At 50.8% G+C, this 20,217-nt stretch carries 21 protein-coding genes and 1 pseudogene; 11 read left to right on the plus strand and 11 right to left on the minus strand.

Annotated features, from left to right (window positions below):
• Positions 1–44: 44 nt before the first annotated feature.
• The 9 genes and pseudogenes from dld to AC5L4R_RS04185 all read right to left on the minus strand — a co-directional run bounded on the left by dld (position 45) and on the right by AC5L4R_RS04185 (position 8,752).
• A complete protein-coding gene (gene dld, locus AC5L4R_RS04145; protein ID WP_494472809.1) occupies positions 45–1,766 on the minus strand; it encodes a D-lactate dehydrogenase in 1,722 nt (573 codons plus the stop codon).
• Positions 1,767–1,952: 186 nt separating this feature from the next.
• Positions 1,953–2,291 carry an ISC system 2Fe-2S type ferredoxin gene (fdx, locus tag AC5L4R_RS04150; RefSeq protein ID WP_494472810.1) on the minus strand — a complete coding sequence of 113 codons (339 nt, stop codon included), beginning with the start codon at positions 2,289–2,291 and terminating at the stop codon, positions 1,953–1,955.
• Between the two features lie 45 nt (positions 2,292–2,336).
• The gene (gene hscA / locus AC5L4R_RS04155; RefSeq protein ID WP_494472811.1) at positions 2,337–4,220 is read right to left on the minus strand and encodes a Fe-S protein assembly chaperone HscA; all 1,884 of its coding nucleotides are present in this window, start codon (positions 4,218–4,220) and stop codon (positions 2,337–2,339) included.
• Between the two features lie 63 nt (positions 4,221–4,283).
• Positions 4,284–4,880, minus strand: a complete 597-nt coding sequence (locus AC5L4R_RS04160; RefSeq protein ID WP_494472812.1) for an iron-sulfur cluster co-chaperone HscB C-terminal domain-containing protein — start codon at positions 4,878–4,880, stop codon at positions 4,284–4,286.
• Between the two features lie 54 nt (positions 4,881–4,934).
• The gene (gene iscA / locus AC5L4R_RS04165) at positions 4,935–5,255 is read right to left on the minus strand and encodes an iron-sulfur cluster assembly protein IscA (protein ID WP_494472813.1); all 321 of its coding nucleotides are present in this window, start codon (positions 5,253–5,255) and stop codon (positions 4,935–4,937) included.
• A gap of 170 nt (positions 5,256–5,425) precedes the next feature.
• Entirely contained in the window at positions 5,426–5,839 is a 414-nt protein-coding gene (gene iscU, locus AC5L4R_RS04170; RefSeq protein ID WP_494472814.1) for a Fe-S cluster assembly scaffold IscU, read from the minus strand.
• Between the two features lie 180 nt (positions 5,840–6,019).
• Positions 6,020–7,237: an IscS subfamily cysteine desulfurase gene (locus AC5L4R_RS04175; protein ID WP_494472815.1), complete on the minus strand. Its 1,218-nt coding sequence runs from the start codon at positions 7,235–7,237 to the stop codon at positions 6,020–6,022.
• 179 nt (positions 7,238–7,416) lie between these two features.
• Positions 7,417–7,848: pseudogene (locus AC5L4R_RS04180) on the minus strand (Rrf2 family transcriptional regulator); the annotation flags it as partial.
• Between the two features lie 208 nt (positions 7,849–8,056).
• A complete protein-coding gene (locus AC5L4R_RS04185) occupies positions 8,057–8,752 on the minus strand; it encodes a hypothetical protein (protein ID WP_494472816.1) in 696 nt (231 codons plus the stop codon).
• A 359-nt stretch (positions 8,753–9,111) separates the two neighbouring features.
• Between AC5L4R_RS04185 and AC5L4R_RS04190 the strand changes: the two genes are divergently transcribed.
• Positions 9,112–9,444, plus strand: a complete 333-nt coding sequence (locus AC5L4R_RS04190; RefSeq protein WP_494472817.1) for an HU family DNA-binding protein — start codon at positions 9,112–9,114, stop codon at positions 9,442–9,444.
• Between the two features lie 137 nt (positions 9,445–9,581).
• Here AC5L4R_RS04190 and AC5L4R_RS04195 read toward each other — a convergent pair whose 3' ends face one another.
• Positions 9,582–10,226 carry an FxsA family protein gene (locus AC5L4R_RS04195; protein ID WP_494472818.1) on the minus strand — a complete coding sequence of 215 codons (645 nt, stop codon included), beginning with the start codon at positions 10,224–10,226 and terminating at the stop codon, positions 9,582–9,584.
• Positions 10,227–10,418: 192 nt separating this feature from the next.
• Between AC5L4R_RS04195 and ruvC the strand changes: the two genes are divergently transcribed.
• From ruvC to AC5L4R_RS04210, 3 genes are all read left to right on the plus strand, one after another.
• A complete protein-coding gene (gene ruvC, locus AC5L4R_RS04200; protein ID WP_494472819.1) occupies positions 10,419–11,018 on the plus strand; it encodes a crossover junction endodeoxyribonuclease RuvC in 600 nt (199 codons plus the stop codon).
• A gap of 239 nt (positions 11,019–11,257) precedes the next feature.
• Entirely contained in the window at positions 11,258–12,109 is an 852-nt protein-coding gene (purU, locus tag AC5L4R_RS04205; RefSeq protein ID WP_494472869.1) for a formyltetrahydrofolate deformylase, read from the plus strand.
• Positions 12,110–12,132: 23 nt separating this feature from the next.
• Complete coding sequence (locus AC5L4R_RS04210; RefSeq protein WP_494472820.1) at positions 12,133–13,479, plus strand: MFS transporter; 1,347 nt, start codon at positions 12,133–12,135, stop codon at positions 13,477–13,479.
• Here the strand turns inward: AC5L4R_RS04210 and AC5L4R_RS04215 are convergent.
• Positions 13,462–14,409, minus strand: a complete 948-nt coding sequence (locus tag AC5L4R_RS04215) for a DUF2628 domain-containing protein (protein WP_494472821.1) — start codon at positions 14,407–14,409, stop codon at positions 13,462–13,464. The two genes, AC5L4R_RS04210 and AC5L4R_RS04215, sit on opposite strands and share 18 nt — an antisense overlap.
• 179 nt (positions 14,410–14,588) lie before the next feature.
• Between AC5L4R_RS04215 and trmB the strand changes: the two genes are divergently transcribed.
• From trmB to AC5L4R_RS04250, 7 genes are all read left to right on the plus strand, one after another.
• The gene (gene trmB / locus AC5L4R_RS04220) at positions 14,589–15,371 is read left to right on the plus strand and encodes a tRNA (guanosine(46)-N7)-methyltransferase TrmB (protein ID WP_494472870.1); all 783 of its coding nucleotides are present in this window, start codon (positions 14,589–14,591) and stop codon (positions 15,369–15,371) included.
• A 150-nt stretch (positions 15,372–15,521) separates the two neighbouring features.
• The gene (gene rplM / locus AC5L4R_RS04225; RefSeq protein WP_494472822.1) at positions 15,522–15,950 is read left to right on the plus strand and encodes a 50S ribosomal protein L13; all 429 of its coding nucleotides are present in this window, start codon (positions 15,522–15,524) and stop codon (positions 15,948–15,950) included.
• A gap of 13 nt (positions 15,951–15,963) precedes the next feature.
• Positions 15,964–16,359 (plus strand): 30S ribosomal protein S9, encoded by a 396-nt coding sequence (rpsI, locus tag AC5L4R_RS04230; RefSeq protein WP_494472823.1) that lies wholly within the window; start codon positions 15,964–15,966, stop codon positions 16,357–16,359.
• Between the two features lie 514 nt (positions 16,360–16,873).
• Positions 16,874–17,461: a ubiquinol-cytochrome c reductase iron-sulfur subunit gene (petA, locus tag AC5L4R_RS04235; protein WP_494472824.1), complete on the plus strand. Its 588-nt coding sequence runs from the start codon at positions 16,874–16,876 to the stop codon at positions 17,459–17,461.
• Between the two features lie 20 nt (positions 17,462–17,481).
• Positions 17,482–18,702 carry a cytochrome b gene (locus tag AC5L4R_RS04240; protein ID WP_494472871.1) on the plus strand — a complete coding sequence of 407 codons (1,221 nt, stop codon included), beginning with the start codon at positions 17,482–17,484 and terminating at the stop codon, positions 18,700–18,702.
• Positions 18,702–19,418, plus strand: a complete 717-nt coding sequence (locus tag AC5L4R_RS04245) for a cytochrome c1 (protein WP_494472825.1) — start codon at positions 18,702–18,704, stop codon at positions 19,416–19,418. Before AC5L4R_RS04240 ends, AC5L4R_RS04245 begins: the two co-directional genes overlap by 1 nt.
• A 122-nt stretch (positions 19,419–19,540) precedes the next feature.
• Positions 19,541–20,197 (plus strand): glutathione S-transferase N-terminal domain-containing protein, encoded by a 657-nt coding sequence (locus AC5L4R_RS04250; protein WP_494472826.1) that lies wholly within the window; start codon positions 19,541–19,543, stop codon positions 20,195–20,197.
• The last annotated feature ends 20 nt before the right edge of the window (positions 20,198–20,217 follow it).

Raw genomic sequence — 20,217 nt, forward strand, 5'->3', positions numbered from 1 at the left:
CCGTTGTGTCACGGGGATTTTTTATGTCGTTTAAAATTCGCCACTTACGCCAAGTTTTTGGCTTTTTGTTTGCCCCAATATTTAAATTTTGGCGTGTGCCCAATACCCACATTAAAGGTGTTGGTCGGGTCAAGTTTGCGATAAAACTGCGCCAAAGCAGGCTTGGCGATGTATAAATGCCCAACGTTGTGTTCGGCAGGGTACTCAGCTTGGCGTTTGTCCAAAAGTGTCCACATGGCGTGCTCCATCTCAAGCGGATTGACACCTTTTTTGACGATATAATCTTGATGAAACACATGACAAAAAAAGTGCCCATAGTACAGCTTGTGCACGATGTTGTCTTCAAGCGTTTGCGGCAACTGCTCGACCCAATCCGCGTCATTGCGCCGCAGCGCGATATCCAGCGCGACGATGTCTTCCACGTCGGCTTTGTGCGTATCGCGGTAGCGAATCGCCGCGCCTGCCACAGCAAAACGGTGCAAAAACGCCTTGCGTCCCTCCTCAGCATCGCACAAAAAGTAGCTGCCCGATGAGTGCGCGGCAAAATAGTCTTGTAAAAACTGCGCGGTTGCCGCCTTGCTGTCGTTTTCCACGCGCACAATTAAATGGTGTTCATATTGGTCACGAAAGTCATTCATACGCTTGGGCAAGTGGCTGGGCAAAAAGAACGTAAACGCCTGTAACATGCGGTCGGTCAAGTGGTTGATATTAAAATTCGCCAGTACCGCATCCACCTTGTCTTTGAGCGCGTAGGCTTTGGGCACATTGACCGTGCCAAATTTTTCGATAAACAAAAACGTGTCTTTGCCGTATTTTTCGCCGATGTTGTACGCGGTGCGGTGGATGTACTCGCCTGCAATCGGTAAGCTTGGCAAGGCGGTCAGCAGATGGCGACGAATAGCGGTCAAATCATGTGGGTCATTGCTGCCGATATAAAACACGCTGCTATCTACTTTGGCAAAGGTATCAAGGCGTACGGCAAATACGCACACCTTGCCTGCCGAACCCGACGCTTCAAACAGCCGCGACGGGTCGGCATTAAAGCGTGCAGGCGTATCGGCATCAACTTGGGTGACCTCATGGGCGTAGCGGTTGTCCGACGCGCGGCGGTCATCGTCGTTGTGGATATCGCGCGGTGTGTAGTCTTGCGCTTGTAAGCGTGTCAAGATTTGCTCAGGCGTGCCACCCAAGTCAATGCCCAAGTGGTTAATCAAGTGCAGCTGCCCTGCGTCATCGACCTGCGCATACAATGCAAGCTCTGTATAGGCAGGGCCACGACGCACCAACGCGCCGCCTGAGTTGTTGCAGATACCGCCCAGCACCGACGCGCCAATACATGACGAACCAATCACCGAATGCGGCTCACGGTTGTAGGGTTTTAGCGTATGCTCAAGGCTATCTAGCGTCGCGCCTGGCAGACAGACCACTTGCTTGCCATCATTGATGACTTGAATGCCCGTAAGCCGCAAGGTGCTAATTACCACCACAGGGCGGTCATAGTCATCGCCATACGGTGTTGAGCCGCCCGTCAAGCCCGTGTTGGCCGCCTGCATGATAACGATACAATCCGCTGCAATCACCGCTTGTAGCACCTGCCATTGCTCAAGCAGCGTACCAGGGCACACCACCGCCAACACCTTGCCCTCACCAAACCGCTGCCCTTGCCGAAACCGCCGCGTCTGCTGGTCGGTGGTCAAAACGTGTTGGTTGCCAACGATTTGGTTGAGTTGTTCAATCAGTGCTTGTGTGGTGGTGGATGTGGACATTATAAACCCTTTGCTTGTCAAATGGCTGCGACTAACCAGCCGTGGTTACGGTGATGCGTCAATCGCCGTTTTTTAGATATCTTTTTTGTACAAGGGTTTATCTTAAAGCCAATACGCGCCAAGAACAAGCAAAAAATAAGCCGCGACTTGGGCAAGCGCGGCTAGATAGTCTGCTAGTGGGTGAAATCAGTGATTTTCTGACGCATGGTTGATGGTGTACTTGGGTATTTCTATCGTCAAATCTTCATCGGCAACACGCACTTGGCAAGACAGCCTAGAGTCAGGCTCAAGCCCCCACGCACGGTCAAGCAAGTCAGCTTCGATATCATCCATTTCATCAAGGCTATTAAAGCCCCGACGCACCACAACATGGCAGGTCGTACAGGCTTTTGACATATCGCACGCGTGCTCAATCTGGACATCATGCGACAATAAACCTGCGCACAGGTTATCACCTTCTGCCAGCTCAAAACTTGTGCCATTTGGGCAAATGCTGTGATGGGGTAACACGGTAATGGTTGGCATGGCTTTTCCTAACTGCTAACAACAATGGTCATACAAATAATGGTATCAAGAAGACGTTTGCCAGTCATCCATCGCGGTGCCTGTCAAAGAATCGGCAACGGCTTGGTTCATGATACGCGCGGCAAAATCGTCGCTGTGCGGTTTTAGCGCGTCACTGGCTGCGTCAATCGCGGCAGCGTCATCACGGGCAAGCGCGTGCTTGAGCGCGTCCATCGCGGCCAGCAACGTTTGGCGGTCGTCATCTGTCAATAACGCGCCAAATTCTGCCACTGCCGAATCAACCGCCAGCAGCTCACGTTGTGCCTCGACTTTGCGCTCAATCAAGCTACGCGCGTCTTTGTCCGCCGCTGCATTGTCAAACCCAGCTTGCAGCAAGGCTTGTTGGTCAGCTTCTGACAGACCGTACGCAGGCGTGACGTGAATTTGGCTGTGTTTACCCGTGGTCAGCTCTTTGGCGGTGACAGTCAGTTGCCCGTTGGCATCAATGGCAAAGGTCACTTCAATACGCGCAAGCCCAGCTTTCATTGCAGGTATGTCGGTCAGCTTAAACTGCCCCAGCGTGCGGTTGTCTGCCACTTGGTCACGCTCGCCTTGCACCACATGGATAATCATGGCGTTTTGGTTGTCTTGGTAGGTGGTAAACACCTGCTGACGCGCAACGGGGATGGGCGTGTTGCGCGGAATGATAACCTCAGTCAAGCCGCCCATCGTCTCAAGCCCCAATGACAGCGGCGTGACATCCAGTAGCAGTACTTGATTATCACTGTCTTGGTGCAGCAGTTGTTGGGCGTAAGTGGCAGCACCCAGCGCGACGACTTCATCGGGATCAAGCTTACACAACGGTTCTTGCCCAAACGCCTCACGCACCGCTTGCTGAATCACAGGCATCCGTGTTGATCCACCCACCAACACAACCGCGTCAAGCGCAGCCGCGTCAAGCTTGCCATCACGCAGCACCTGCTCGCATACCGCCAAGGTGCGCGTGGTCACAGGGTGGATGATATCCACCAATTGGTCTTGGCTGAGTGTGCCGCGCCATGGGTCAGCCGTCTGGTCGGCTAAAGCGACTTGTACCTCAACGCTTGGTGCGTCGGTGAGTTGTTCTTTGTAGTGACGTGCCTGTACATTCAAGCGTTGTTTGTCAGCAGCACTGACTTGGGCAGGGTCAAAACCTGCTTGTTTAAGCAGCCAATGTGCGATCAAACGGTCGATATCGTCACCACCCAACGCGCTGTTACCGCCTGTGGCGATAACTTCATACACACCTTGGTTGAGTTTGAGCAAGGATACATCAAACGTCCCACCGCCCAAGTCATAAATCAGATGATAGGCTTGTGCTTGCTGCGCATCAAGCCCATACGCCAACGCGGCAGCAGTCGGCTCATTGAGCAAACGCAACACATCAATACCTGCCAATACTGCCGCGTCTTTGGTGGCTTGCCGTTGGGCTTCATCAAAATACGCAGGTACAGTGATAACCGCTTGCAAGGTACTATCGGCAGGCAAAGCACGCACAGCACGTTCATAAAGCTTACGCAAAATCAGCGCGGAGATTTCAACAGGGTTTTTATTGCCTTGTGGGGTGACAATACTGGGCATAAAGCCTGCATCACCCGTCAGCTGATATGGATGGTTAAAGCGAATATCAGCAGCCGTACGCCCCATAAAACGCTTAATCGAGCGCACGGTATACTCAGGTGCTTGTTCCGACATTGCCTCAGCCGCCTGCCCCACCAGCGTTTGGTCAGCACCAAAATATACCACCGATGGCAGCAGCTTATCGTTGTCTTGCTCGCCCAATACTTGTGCCTGTCCCGAACGCACAACCGCCACCAGTGAGCGCGTGGTACCTAAATCAATTCCAAGCGCATAACGGTGTGCATGAGGGGTTGCGCTTTGGTTGGGTTCAGCAATTTGCAATAACGACATACAACAATCACGCCCTAAAAAAATCTAAAATTCAAATGATTGATGGCTAACAGCACAAACGCATCAAACATACAAATCAGTATCATCATCGGCTTGTGCCAGTTGATCGGCAGTTTTTGCCACATCTTGCGATACCTTGACCAAAAACTGCAACCGCTGCACTGTTGCCAGTGCACGTTTAGCCATCGGGTGATCTGCCGAAACCTGCTCAGGCAAGGCTATCAACGCGGCATATGCGTCAGCAAATTCTGCCGTACTGTGCCGCAGCCAAGTATCAAGCTCGGTGGTTAGCGCAGGCAAGCTGGTGCTGTCTGCTTCCTCAAGTGCCATGCGAAACTCCATCGCACGGGCCAAAAACTCACCATCAGCAATCGAGGCGTTGGGTGATAGCGTCAAACCGCGCAATGCAAGCAAATGCAAGGCGCGGCTATCAACGGATTTTAGCGTATCATATGCCGTATTGATCAGCGCCGATCGCTGCTCGGCATTAAGATGGCTTAAATCAACAGTTTGGCTGGCTGATATGGGGGCTACGGGTTCATCGGTCGCCTGCATATCGGGGTGATACTGCTGTTGCAAACGGCGCAGATTTGCTGCCAGTTGCCCCTCATCCAGCGCAAAATCCGTTGGCATTCCCATTAATGCAAAATAATTGACCATCACACACCCCTCACCCAATGCTTGTACCAATTATCTATCGAACGGTATGATCCATCAAACGGTGAATGACTCACCGCAGCCGCATTCGCCCGTTTGGTTAGGATTGGTAAATTTAAAGCCTTCGTTTAGGCCTTCGGTGACATAATCCATCTGTAGGCCGTTGAGATAGACCAAGCTTTTTGGATCAACAAACACATTGACACCATGGCTGTCAAAGCGTTCGTCAGTGCTGTCGGGGGTATCGACAAATTCAAGCACATACGCCAGCCCCGAGCAGCCAGCGGTACGCACACCCACGCGAATGCCCTCACCATGCCCGCGATTTTGCAAAAAATTGCGCACATAGTCGGCGGCGCGTTCGGTTAGCTGGATCATGGTAGCTCCTTATTGGAATGGGGTGATTGCGATTGCCGATGATTGGACAAAAGCTCAAAGGGTAACTATTTAAAGGGTAACTATTTAATGACATCTACCTAAAGGCATCTACTCAGAGACATCAGCCAAGCCCACTTAACTGACTTGGCTTTTAGTTTACCTAAAAAAACTTACGCACTTGCCTCAGTGGTAGCCGCGTGGGCTTGCTCTGTTTTGTTTTGGTAGTCTTCAATCGCCGCTTTAATCGCGTCTTCGGCAAGTACCGAGCAGTGTACCTTAACAGGCGGCAACGCCAATTCTTCAGCGATGTCTTTATTTTTGATTTCACGCGCTTGTGCTAGCGTTTTGCCTTTAAGCCATTCGGTGACCAGCGAGCTTGACGCGATCGCTGAGCCACAACCATAGGTTTTAAAACGCGCGTCTTCGATGATGCCATCATCACTGACTTGGATTTGTAGGCGCATGACATCGCCACACGCAGGCGCGCCCACCATGCCTGTGCCGACGTTTTTGGCATTTTTGTCAAAATTGCCGACGTTGCGCGGGTTTTCGTAATGGTCAATCACTTGTTCGCTATAAGCCATTTTTGACTCCTAATTTTTTACCAGTTTGGGCTGGTGGTTTGTGTGCGTACGCTGGCAAAACCGCGGCCGCTGCATTTATTATCATGAGCAACGGCTACAGGTCAGCTAGCCTATTTTTCCCTTAAACTCTCGCCTTTAACTTGATGTTTAGATGGCGGTTTGTGGCTAAAAATCAAGGACTTAATGCGCGCTCCATTCGACGCTGTCTAAGTCAATGCCGTCTTGGTACATATCCCACAAGGGCGACAATTCGCGCAGTTTGGTGACAGCATTGCGCACTTCTTCAATCACGCGGTCAATGTCTTGTTCTGTGGTGTAACGCCCAAGGCTAAAGCGAATTGAGCTGTGTGCCAATTCGTCTGACCGCCCAATAGCGCGTAGCACGTACGATGGCTCAAGCGTTGCTGAGGTACACGCTGATCCCGATGACACAGCAAGGTCTTTTAGCGACATCATCATGGACTCACCTTCAACAAAGTTAAAGCTGATATTCACGATGTTCGGAATACTGTGCTCAAAGTCGCCATTTAAAAACACTTGGTCTAAATCTTTAAGCCCATTCCACAGCCGCTCACGCAGTTTTGCAATACGCGCTTGCTCGGTCGGCATTTTTTCTTTGGCAACGGCAAATGCTTCACCCATGCCCACGATTTGGTGCGTTGGCAATGTGCCTGAGCGCATACCGCGTTCATGCCCACCGCCGTGCATTTGCGCTTTTAGGCGCACACGTGGCTTACGGCTGACGTACAACGCGCCGATTCCTTTCGGGCCATAGATTTTGTGACCCGAAAAGCTCATCAAGTCAATCTTCATGGTGGCAAGATCAATCGGTGTTTTACCAGCTGCCTGCGCGGCATCGACATGCAAGATGATGCCACGCTCACGGGTAATCTCACCAATTGCCGCCACATCGGTCAGTGTGCCTAGTTCGTTATTCACCATCATCAGGCTTACCAAAATCGTGTCATCGCGCAGTGCATTTTTGACCTGCTCGACATGGATCAAGCCTGTGCCTTGTTCTGGCTCAAGATAGGTGATTTCAAAGCCTTGTTGCTCAAGTTCGCGGCAGACATCTAAAATCGCCTTGTGCTCAATTTTACTGGTGACAATGTGTTTACCCTTGCCGCTATAAAACTGCGCCACACCTTTGAGCGCAAGGTTGTCTGACTCGGTTGCGCCCGAGGTGAACACGATTTCGCGCGGATCGGCATTGACCAAATCAGCGATTTGTTGGCGCGCGTTCTCAACGGCTTCTTCTGCTTGCCAGCCAAAACCGTGTGAGCGCGATGCAGGGTTACCAAACACGCCCTCATAGGTCATGTATTGCATCATTTTTTGCGCAACTTGTGCGTCAATGGGTGTGGTGGCGGCATAATCTAAATAAATGGGATGGCTCATGCTGGCATATTCTCCCGAAGTTTGGTGGTGCAGGTGGTATTGGCTTTACGATACGCAGCCTTGCTTGCTTTGCTATTGCAGGCGGGCTTGGCATCGCGTGTGTCGGTATAGTCTGATGCAAATTTTAACGATATTGGCTGCTCAGCGTTTAGTTGCTCTAAACGCTGGACATCGCGCTCTTGTCGCTCGGCAATCTGGCGCACGTTTTGCCCAGCGATTAGCTCGGCAAGCGTGACATTCGACAAATAATCGGCGATATGCTCGGACAATCCTGTCCACAAATCATGCGTCAAGCACATCGCGCCGTCTTGGCAATTGCCTTGCCCCTCACAGGCGCGCGCCTCGATCGATTCATCAACCGCTGCGATAATATGCATCACACTGATATCAGTAAGTGGTTTGGCAATATGATAGCCGCCTGATGCTCCGCGTGTGCTGACCACCAACCCCTGCTTACGCAATTTAGAAAACAATTGCTCAAGGTAGGAAATCGAAATCGCTTGGCGTTTGGCAATATCGGACAACGACACGGCGGCAGCGTGCTGGCTATCTTGCAACGCCAAATCCAATAAGGCGGTCACCGCATAACGCCCGCGCGTGGTTAATCTCATAACATCTCCGCTGATTGTCGTGGCTTAACTATTTACTTACATCCGTGCAATTTGATGAAGCGTATAAAAAAACAAAAACCTTCATCGCATTTGATGAAGGCTATTATAATTAAACCCGAGTTATTTAGTCAAGATTAATTCTTAGCATTTTAGTCAAGATTATCCAAGACAAATAACTACCTCAACCAACGTGTGGCAAACAAACCTATTAACGCGCCATCCACCACCAAACAATCAGCGTAATAATCCACAGTACCGCCACGACCATCAAAGCAATTTTCAACGTTTTGTTTTTGCTGTTGAGTTCGGCAATTTGGGCGTTGTGTTGGGCTTGCTCAATAGTCAGCGCGTTGATTTGGCTTTCTTGCTCGCTGATGCGCGCTTTATACTCAGCGATTGCTTGTTGCTTGCTGACGGCCTGGTTTTGTGCTGCAGCGTCTGTTTGGGCAGATTTTTTGCCTTTTTTACTGATTGAGCCGATCAGCTGTTGGACAACTTGCACCACGCCAACGGTATTTAAAAAATGCGTGACGTGCGCCACGTCATCCGCTTCACCACGCATTTGTAGCGCGTCAATCGCCTTGGGTTGGTTGGTAAAAATCGCCTGCGCGATTTGCCACGTAAACCCGTTAATGGTGACATCCACTTGCTGCGATGGTTGCAACTGGCTGTCAAGTAGCACGCCATTGACGGTGAATGTGGCATAAAACGTCACATGCGGCACATACGAGCGCACGCACACCACGGTGTTGTTGTGTGCCAATGGATACGCCGCTTGACGCAATGGCGCATCAAAGCGCAGCAACAAGGTGATGATGGTTTCAACCACCGCCAACACAACATTGAGCAGCGTGTCATTCCACGTGTGGTTATGGGCTGAGGTTGGTTGGGTTGATGGGTTCATCGGCTTCTCAACAGTCGGTGATGTTAAAAGTAAAACTGAATAAATTAAAATTAAAACAGCGCCCATTTTAGCAGCGTTGGCAAGCAATGCCAATCTTATGCCCGTATATTTGGCGCGTTGTTTGCGCTATTTTACCTGCTAATCATCGACTTTTAATGCGCTTTGAGCGTTATTTTTACCAAAAACATGCAAAACCATACAAAAACCGCAGAAACACGCTTGTTTAGCCGCAGTACTTTACTTATAATCAAAGCCATTCGGCCCTTAAGCGCCGATTGACACCACAGCGCACTAAATGATATTGATGAAGACTGGCTGCCCGTCTGACACCCAGCGGGACTTTTGGAAGGAATAAACGGATGAATAAATCAGAATTGATTGACAGCATGGTTGAGCACAGCCGTGAAAACAAAAGCAATGGCGAACAAGGCGAGCCTAGACTGGACAAAGCGCAAGCTGCCGTCGCGCTTAACGCATTTATCGATGCGGTATCAGCCGCGATGAGCAACAATGACACAGTGTCATTGGTGGGTTTTGGCACGTTTAGCGTCAAAGAGCGTCAAGCACGCACAGGACGTAACCCAAAAACGGGCGAATCAATGCAAATCCCAGCCAGCCGCGTGCCAAGCTTTAAAGCAGGTAAAGGCCTAAAAGACGGCGTAAACGGCGTGACCAAAGACGCTAAAAAATAAACGCCCAATCCACGTGGATTGATGGGCGGCTGTGCTTAACGCTTACGGCAACACGCATACAACAGCCCAAATCGGTCTCAATAAAAATCGCCCCCACTATAGAGGCGATTTTTTTATGCCGTCAGCACGCTTGTCTATCAATCATCGTTGGCAGAACGATTGACGGTTTTGGCTTGTCCGTCAATCGTGGTACGCCCCAAGCGCGCGCGCGTGGCGGGATTGGGGCGCGCACCTGCTGGATTGCTGCCTGTGTTGGCCATGTTGCCAAAACCACCCATGCCTGCAAATGGGTTGCCGCCTGCACCGCCGCGCATCATTTCTTGCATACGCTGCATTTGGGCTGCGTCCATGCCCGGCATTCCTGCCATCCCACCCATACGGCTTGCCATCATCTGCATGAGTTTTTCGGGGTTTTTGGTGGCGTAGTCTTTTGCTGCGTTTTTGGCTTTGTTTTGCACCACGGGCAACAGCACGATCAGCGCGATGATGTCACTTAAGATACCCGGCAGTGCCAACAAAACCCCTGCAAAACACAATGCCAGCGCGCGCACCAAGGTGTTTTCTTGCGGCCGCATGGTTGGGTTTAGCATGGCGGCTTGGGCTTGCGCTGCCATGGGCTTGAGTGTGCCTAAGCCTTTTTTAATCAGCATCACGCCAATGACGGCCGCCACAATAAACCAGCCAAACACCCACCAGCCGCTGATAAATTGGGCAATCAGATACCAAACCAGCATTTCAATGATAAACCAAACTATGGCAATGCCAAGCACATTTCCAATCATCAAGCGGTGTCCTTTTGGGCAAATGTTTAACGGATTTTAACAGGCAATTTTATACGCCAAATTCAGTGTTATGATAAGGGCATTTTAGCAGTTATCAAGTCTGCTGCTGGGGCAAAACATGGGTTTAAAGTCGTGTATAATGACGCGTTGGCTAAGATTCAGCCGTATTTTGCTGGTATATAAGTATAGGTTATGACAATTTTTATTGGGATTGACCCCGGTTCACGCATGACGGGTTATGGCATCGTTCGCCAGCACGGCGATAGTTTGACGTTTTTGGACGCAGGTACGATTTATACCGAATCGCCTGAGATGCCCGAGCGGTTGAAGCGGATTTTTTTTGGTATCTCGCGGATTGTTGAGTATTACCAAAAATACACCGATGAGCCGATGTTAGCGGCGATTGAGCAGGTATTTATGGCAGAAAATCCCGATTCAGCACTTAAACTTGGGCAGGCGCGTGGGTCGGCAATTGCGGCATTGGTTGCCAAAGATTTGGTGGTTGAGGAGTACACAGCACGGCAAATCAAGCAGGCGGTGTGTGGCTATGGCGCGGCAGACAAAGCGCAAATTCAGGCGATGGTTGTGCGCTTACTTGATTTGAACGTCACCCCACAAGCCGACGCGGCAGACGGGTTGGCGTGCGCGATTTGCCATGCTTATCACCAGCACAGTTTAAACAAACTGATGACAGGGGCTAATTTGCTCAATCGCGGTAGCGGACGCGGCAAGAAAAAAGGGCGCTGGCGTTTGCCTGCTGAGGCACTTGAGAGTTTGGTAAAAACGCCTTGATGGTGGTTGAGGTTTCATCAGACGGTTATCCAATGGCGTGCTGCGCCCTTTGTCATTGTGTTGCGCTGGGTGTGAGGTGTTGTTTGCGCAAATTGTTTTTCTTATCGTTTGTTTTTATTGTGTGTTTTTTGTGCTATCTTTCTTTTTTTAAGGTATAAGTTTTATCTATTTTAGTTTGGACCACCCACATGAAGCAACCCAACCCAACCCTGCCGACCGCGCCAGCGACCAGTGAGGCGATGACCACCATCGTGCTGCTGATAAAATGCCAAGACCAAGCAGGCATTGTGCAAGCGGTATCGGCGGCGGTGTATCGCCACGGCGGCAATATCATCAGCCTTGATCAGTATTCAACGGCACTGGAGGGCGGACAATACTTTATGCGCTTAGCGTTTGCGGTACAAGACTGGGCGCAGCAGCAGGCAGCGTTTTGTGATGACTTTGCCAATCAGGTTGCGCAGGTGTATGCCATGGATTGGCAGGTTTTTGACAGCCGCCAGCGTAAACGCATGGCGATTTTGGTGACCAAGGCTGACCATGCGCTGCTTGACTTGCTGTGGCGTTGGCAGCGCGGCCAGTTGGCGTGTGATATCGCGTGCGTGGTGGGTAACCACGAAAACTTGCGCCGTGCGGTCGAGAATTTTGGCGTGCCATTTCACGTTGTGCCCGTGGACAATGCCAATAAAGCCGCCAGTGAGGCTGCGTTACAGGCATTGGTTGGCGATTGTGATGTGTTGGTGTTGGCGCGTTATATGCAGGTTTTGTCAGCGGATTTTGTCGCCAAATGGTCAATGAGAATCATCAATATCCACCATTCATTTTTGCCTGCGTTTGTTGGTGCTAATCCTTACCAACAGGCGTATGATAAGGGCGTGAAGCTGATTGGCGCGACGGCACATTATGTCACCGCAGATTTGGATCAAGGCCCGATTATTGAGCAAGATGTGCTACGCGTGGGGCATCGCCATAGTGTCGCTGAATTGCGCGCATTGGGGCAAGATGTTGAGCGCAACGTTTTGACGCGTGCGGTGCGTTGGCATTTAGACAACCGCGTGATTGTGGCAGGTAACAAGACGGTGGTGTTTAGTTAGCTAGCTGTTGGTCAGTTAAATCCATGCCCACCCCTGCCCACCTCAGCCAACGCCAAACCTTAGCCTTGCTGCTGACGCTCTATGTGGCACAAGGCTTGCCTGCAGGTTTTATCACCCAAGCATTGCCTGCGATTTTGCGCAGCTATCAGGCATCATTGGTGATGATTGGCTGGTCGGGGCTGGTCATGCTGCCGTGGGCGGTCAAGTTTTTGTGGTCGCCGTGGGTGGATACGCATTATTCGGCGCGCCTTGGGCAGGCGCGTAGTTGGATTTTGCCCACCCAGCTCTTGGCGGTGGCGTTGCTTGTCGTGGTGGCATTTTTTGAGCCGACGCGTTTGCAAGACAATACCGCTGTGGTGCAGTTGTATGCGGTGCTGTTTGGTTTAAGCCTGCTTGGTGCGACGCAAGATATCGCCACCGATGGCTTGGCGACACGGCTGCTTAAAGCCGATCCAAATTTGCCCCGTGGTTTGACTGAATCCGATGCACGCCACCAACAAAGCCAAGGTAATGCCATACAGGTGATTGGCTACCGCGTTGGGCTGATTGTTGGCGGCGGGCTGCTGCTGATGTGGCTAGAGCGCGTCGGCTGGCGCGGCGGATTTTTGGCGTTGGCAGGGCTGGTGCTGCTCAATACTGTGCCGATTTGGCGGTATCGCGAAGCGGTGGTGAACGCCGCACCAACCGACAGCAAGGCAACCACACGCCCCATCCATCCACATTTTTTTCAGCTTTGGCAAGCATTGATTGCGCAGTACCGTTATTTTATGGCGAGTCGTGAGCTGCGCGCGTGGCTTGGGGTTTTATTGGTGTTTAAAATTGCCGATGGCATTTCTAGCGGTATGGTCAAGCCGATGATGGTTGATAGTGGCGTAAGCCTTGCCGATATGGGTCTGTGGGTAACGGTGCTTGGCTCGGCGGCCTCATTGACGGGTGCGTGGGTGGCGACGCTTGCGCTGCGTCATATCAAGCGCGAGACGGCGCTGCTTTGGTTTAATGGCTTGCAAGCGGTGACAACGGGGCTGTACGGGGTGGCTGCGATGGGGTTTGCGCAAGGTTGGTTGCGCCAGTATGGCTGGCTGTACGCGGTCAATGCGTTGGAGCATTTTTGCGCAGCGTTGGCACTGATTGCGATGCTAACCACCATCATGCACTACGCACGGCGGCGTTATGCAGGCAGTGATTACACGTTGCAGGTGTGTTTGCTGACGGTGCTTAGTGGTGTGGCGCATTTTGCCAGTGGCTATTTGGCGCATCATCTGGGTTATGCGCTGCACTTTGGCTTGAGCATGGTCATAGGCTTGCTGTGTTTGTTGCCGATTGTGGTTTGGCAGCGCACATTGACCCGCCCATCAACGCTCTGCCGTTAAGCACTGTTTTGGGGTTTGTTTGCGATTAAGCGAGGTGACGCAGCCCCAGCCCGTCTGTTTGCGGTCATCACTTTGCCGATACATGACCAACGTTTGTCCATTGAGCCAACGATTGGGAAATGGCACGCCTTGCACGGTGGCTTGAATCATGCAATGACTGGTTGTGGGTACACCATCGGCGGCGGCCAACACTTGCAAGCGCACGCGTTGGCTGTCGGCCGAAAGCGGTGTGTTAAGCGGACAGTTGCCCGTGGCTTGATAAATCGCCTCAACGCGTTTTTGGGCGTTATTGACAATATCATACGCCATAAACAGGGTGTCATTGGCTTTTTGCTTGGCATAAATCGGCAAAAACTGCACCTGAATCACCGCCAACGAAAACGCATAAAACCCAAACGCCAACGCCAAACCCAGCAAGCTCACCCCACCATGTTCGCGCAAATGCGCCATCTGTGCGGCTTCATCACGCGGATATAGCTCAATTGCGTCGGCAATCTCGCGCCGTGCCATGCGGTAATAATACGCGTCCGTCCACCGCCCGACCATGACCGCCCAAAAAACCCACACTACAAGCCCAAGCCCAATACGTAACGGCATACGCCATGCCGCATCCAAGTCCTGCACCAACAAAAACTCCGCCAACACCAACACCAGCGTCATGACAAGCTGAATAAATGACCAACCTGCCACCGAATACACGATACTATCCAAATAACGCTTGCGATACAGTAGCCACGGAAACGTCATCAAAAACCCTGCCCAATGCCATTTGGGCGAGAGCTTGCCTGCGCGGTCAAACTCGGCAAAGCGTTTGAGATAATACGCCTGTGATCGCTTACCGATAAAGGCTTTGTCATACGCCAGCCGCTGTTGATCCGTCAGTTGGGCTTGCCAAAATGGTGGCGGCGATGTGGTTTCAATAAATAGCATACAAATTTAGCAAATTGTCGTTTATGTGGCGTGCGCGTTGGTTTATTGCGCCGCACTTTTGACATATAATAGCGCATTTTTAGCCGTGTCCGCAGCTTTTTGCGCGCAAATTTAGCAAACTTTTGTTTAGCAATTACGCGATTGACCGCCCTCACATTTGCCCTATTGACCCTGTTGCCATGCCAATCAATGACCTAAATCAACCGACCGATTTGCCCACCACCAGCGATTATGCGGCAAATACACCGTCAGACACCAGCCATCACCGTGGTATCCAAACCTTCATGAAGCGCAAAACCCATATGGGCAAAAAGGCGCAAGCAGGGTTGCAGCCTGAGTTTGCGCGCTTTTTTGTGCAAGATGCGCCTGCGCGGCAAGCGTTGGATATCGCAGGCATTACCGACTTGCGCACCTTATTTACCGCGCCTGATAGACCCTTAACGCTAGAGATTGGCTTTGGTATGGGCGCAACATTGGTACAAATGGCACAAGCCGCGCCGATGCGTAACTTTGTTGGCATTGAAGTGCATGAAGCAGGTTTGGGCAACTGTGCGTATTTGGCAGGGCAAGCGGGTTTGACCAATCTTAAGCTGATTGCAGGCGACGCGATAACCCTACTCAACCAGCTACCTGCCGCCCATATTGACACCGTGCAGCTGTACTTTCCTGACCCATGGCCCAAAAAACGCCACCACAAACGCCGCTTTGTGCAGCCTGAGCGCATGGCCATCGTCAGCCGCGCCCTCAAGCCAAACGGTTATTTTCACGCCGCCACCGACTGGGCAGAATACGCCGAAGCTATGCTTGTCGTCCTAGATGCTATGCCCGAATTTAACAACCCCGCAGGCAACGGGCAATTTTTACCGCGTCCCGATTTTCGGCCGCTGACCAAGTTTGAGCAGCGCGGTATCAATGAAGGTCGGGCGATTTTTGATGTGTTATATCAAAAACTTGCCGACTAAATTTGCCCGATTGGGGCGCGGCTATCCATAAGAATATTTTAACAAGGCGCTTGCAACACGGCTAACAAGTGCCTATAATATGCGTTCAAATTTTGAGAGCCCTCGTTTCCCAGACATCCCTCTCAACATTGTCCTTAAAAGGTTTTTAACATGAAAACTATCAGTGCTAAACCACATGAAGTGACGCACGACTGGTATGTCGTGGACGCTGAAGGTAAAACGCTCGGTCGCTTGGCGAGTGCAATTGCTGCCCGCCTTCGTGGTAAGCATAAGCCTTCATACACCCCGCACGTTGATACAGGCGATTATATCGTGGTCATCAACGCGGACAAAATCGCGGTAACTGGCAAAAAAGCGCAAGACAAAAAGTACTACCGCCACACAGGTTATCCTGGGGGTATTAAAGAAACCAACTTCACCAAGCTGTTAGCGCACAAGCCTGAAGACGTGCTACACAAAGCCGTTAAAGGGATGCTGCCAAAAGGCCCGCTTGGCTATGCCATGATCAAAAAACTTAAACTTTACGCTGGTAGCGAGCATCCACACAGCGCGCAACAGCCACAAGTCTTAGATATCTAATTAGGAGCATCGCATGGCAACAGCAGATCGCAACTACGGCACAGGTCGCCGTAAAACTTCAACCGCACGTGTATTTTTGTCAGCAGGTACAGGCAATATCACGGTTAATGGTAAGCCACTTGAGCAATACTTTGGCCGCGAAACTTCAGTGATGGTGGTGCGTCAGCCGCTAGAATTGCTTGATGCTGCCGATAAGTATGACATCTATGTCACCGTTAAAGGTGGCGGTATCAACGGGCAAGCAGGTGCAATCCGCCACGGTATCACCCGTGCATTGATTGACTCAGATGAAACCTTAAAGCCTGCCTTGAAAGAAGCTGGCTTTGTCACCCGTGATGCGCGTGAAGTGGAACGTAAAAAATTGGGTCTACGCAAAGCGCGTAAACGTCCACAGTTCTCAAAACGTTAAGATTTTTTATCACGTTTTTTGTACGTTTCCAAAAACCCTTGTGTCCAACGCAAGGGTTTTTTTATTTCACGATTATTTTGTGTTGAAAACGGTGCGTAACATTTATTTTGCGTCCAAAATAGCTTAAAATAGCCGAGATTAGCGAAATTTAGACGCGATGACGGTAGAATTTAGCCCACTTCTGCTTTAAAATAGCCTTAGAAATAGTGTGGATTTAGCAACGGTGTAGCAATATACCGTCATATAACCCAAATTGATTTAACGCCGCGTCAATTGCACAACCTATCTTTGCCCGTTGCGCCGATAATCAGCGCATGACGGTGACCACAAAGCGTCAGGGCAGTGCTGATTTGATTCAGTTATGCAACTGAAGCCAAATGCAGCCAACTTAAACCCATTTAAGTTAAGCGTGAGTTGGACGTTATAACGGCGACCCAGCCCAATGCCCAAGCCAGTTTTTGTGCCAAGGGCGTATGAAGCAAGGTGTTGCGGCGTTAATTTGGAGGAATAATTAATGAACCATGCCGAAGGCGTCGATGTCAAACGTCGAAGAGTATTGATTGCCACCACGGCGGCGATGGGCGCGGTTGGAGTGGGCGCGATTGCCACCCCGTTTGTGCGCTCATGGTTTCCAAGTGCCAAAGCCGAAGCGGCGGGTGCGCCTGTGACTTATGACACCAGCTCGATCGAATCAGGTCAGATGGTGGTCGTCAAGTATCGTGGTAAGCCCATTTATATCGTCAATCGCACCAAGCAGATGATGGACGATTTGTCTAAAATGGATTCTTTGTTGGTTGATCCAACCTCAGATGGCTCGGTGCAGCCAGACTACTGTAAAAACCCGACGCGTTCACGCGATGGTTCAAACATCTTGGTGTGTGAAGGGGTGTGTACGCATCTAGGCTGTGCACCAGGCTTTCGTCCCGAGGTGGGCGCAGCAGATTTGGGTGGTGCAAGCTGGTTGGGTGGCTTTTTTTGCCCGTGTCATGGTTCAAAGTACGATTTGGCAGCGCGTGTGTTTAAAAACGTGCCTGCACCGCGTAACTTGGCGATTCCCGACTATAATTTTAGCGGCACAATCTTGACGGTGGGAGTGTCATAATGAGCATGGGTAAACGTTTTATGCATTGGGTGGACGCGCGTTTTCCTGCGACCGAAACCTATGAATACCACATGTCAAAGTATTATGCGCCAAAAAACTTTAACTTTTGGTATTTCTTTGGCGTGTTGTCAATGGTGGTACTGGCAAACCAGCTGGTCACAGGCATTTGGCTAACAATGATGTTTAACCCAAGCGCTGAAGGTGCGTTTGCGTCGGTTGAATACATCATGCGCGATGTGCAAGGCGGTTGGCTGATTCGCTACATGCACTCGACGGGCGCGTCGGCGTTTTTCGTTGTGGTGTATCTACATATGTTCCGCGCGCTGCTGTATGGTTCATACAAAAAGCCGCGTGAGCTGGTCTGGCTCATCGGTATGGGCATTTATCTGTGCTTGATGGCCGAGGGCTTCTTTGGTTATTTGCTACCTTGGGGCAACATGTCATTTTGGGGTGCGCAAGTTATCTTGAACTTGCCTGCGGCCATCCCTGTCATTGGTGATGCGTTGGGCGAATGGATTAAAGGTGACTATATCATCTCAGGCATCACGCTCAACCGCTTTTTTGCCTTGCACGTGGTCGCCATTCCGTTGATTTTGGTGGGTCTGGTCTTTGTCCACTTGGTGGCATTGCACCACGTTGGTTCAAACAACCCTGACGGTATTGATATCAAACGCTTGAAGGATAAAAACGGCGTGCCACTTGATGGCGTGGCGTTCCACCCTTACTACACCGTGCATGACATGGTGGGTATTGTGGTGTTCTTTATGGTGTTCTTCTCGGTGGTGTTCTTTTTCCCAGAAGGCGGTGGTTATTTCCTTGAGCCACCAAACTTTGAAGCCGCCAATCCGCTTAAAACACCTGAGCATATCGCGCCTGTTTGGTACTACACGCCATTTTATGCCATGCTGCGTGCAACGCCATCAATGTTTGGTTCGGCATTGCCCGGGGTATTGGTGATGGGTGGCGCGATTGCGATTTTGTTTGTGTTGCCATGGCTTGACCGCTCGCCTGTACGCTCAATTCGCTACAAAGGCTGGATGTCACATGTTGCTTTGGCTATTTTTGTGATTAGCTTCTTGATTTTGGGCTATTTGGGGGCAACCCCTGCCAGTGACATCGCAACCATCGTCGCACGGGTATGTACGATTTTGTACTTCTTGTTCTTTATTTTAATGCCGTTTTATACCTCAATTGAAACGTGCAAACAGCCCCCTGAACGTGTCACTGGAGGTCATCACTAATGAAAGCGTTGCAAAAAACCTTAGTCGGCATGGGCTTGGCGGTGGCGATGGCAGCAGGTGCTTGCCAAGCCCAAGCGGCAGGCGGTCATGGCTGTGGTAGCTACACCGATGCCGCAGGCACAGAACACCCGCTGCACTGTGAAAAAGCACCTGTGGATTTGACCAACAAAGCCTCAATTCAGCGCGGTGCATCACTGTTTATGAGCTACTGCGTGGGCTGCCACAGCGCGCAATATGTGCGCTACTCTAAGATGTACAAGGATTTGGATATTCCCAAAGAGTTGGTTGAAAAATACTTGATGGTGACCACCGACCAAGTCGGTGATCATATCACCGCTGGTATTGACCCAGAAATGCAAAAAAGCTGGTTTGGTGCACAGCCACCAGATTTGACCTCAGAGACGCGTTTGCGCGGTCCAGACTGGGTCTACACCTACCTGCTTGGCTTTTATGAAGACCCAAGCCGCCCATGGGGTGCTAACAACTTGGTGCTACACAACGTTGCCATGCCGTTTGTGTTGCATGATATGCAAATGAACACCTCAAAAGAAGAATACCGCCAAAACATCGGTGATATTGTAAACTTCATGGCGTGGCTGGCCGAGCCTATGGCACATGAGCGCAAAGTGATTGGCGTGTATGTGCTGGTGTTCTTATTGTTGTTGTTTATCCCTGTGTATTTCTTGAATAAAGAATTCTGGAAAGACGTGAAATAATTCATTGCGGTGATTAAAACAAGGCAGCCATGGCTGCCTTGTTTGTTTTTGGGCGCACATCTTGTCAAAGTGCAGTAAATACGCTAGGCTAATGCTTTTGCGCCTCACGTTGATGCCGCTGTATGCTGCCGCCACTGTCTAATACGCCGATTTTATATGCCGATGATGGTTATTTGAGCCACCAAGTGCGCTTAGCATTGCTTGAAAAGCAAATTGGCTTTGATGAAGTGAGCGTGCCTGCGCTTGCCACACCAGCAAGCAATGCTAACGCACCCGACTCAACGGTCTTTAACCGTGAGGATTTGGCAGACTTAAACCCGTATAACACCTTACCTGTGTTGGTGGTCAAAGATTTGGTGTTGTATCACAACGCGGTGATTTTTGAGTATTTAGAAGACCGCTATCCTGCGTATCGGCTGCTACCTGAAACGCCCAATACGCGCGCACAATATCGGCAACTGATGTGGCGCATTGAGCAAGACTGGTTACAGCTTGCCGATGTGCTACTGACCCACGCTGACACGCTAGATGCTACACGTGCGCAAGCGGCACGAAAATCGCTGACGGATTCTTTGGTCACACTTGCACCGCTGTTTGCCCATCGGGTGTATTTTTTGTCCGATACCTTTGGGCTGTGTGATTGCTTGCTTGCGCCGATGTTGTACCGCTTGCCTGCCATGCAAATCACCTTGCCAACCACGCTTTGCCGACCTTTGTTGAATTATTGCGCGCGCGTGTTTGCGCGTCCGACATTTCAGGCCAGTCTAAAACTTGTATAGACGCTATTTTTAAAAAAATT

The sequence above is a fragment of the Faucicola sp. SE7633 genome (assembly GCF_059264685.1).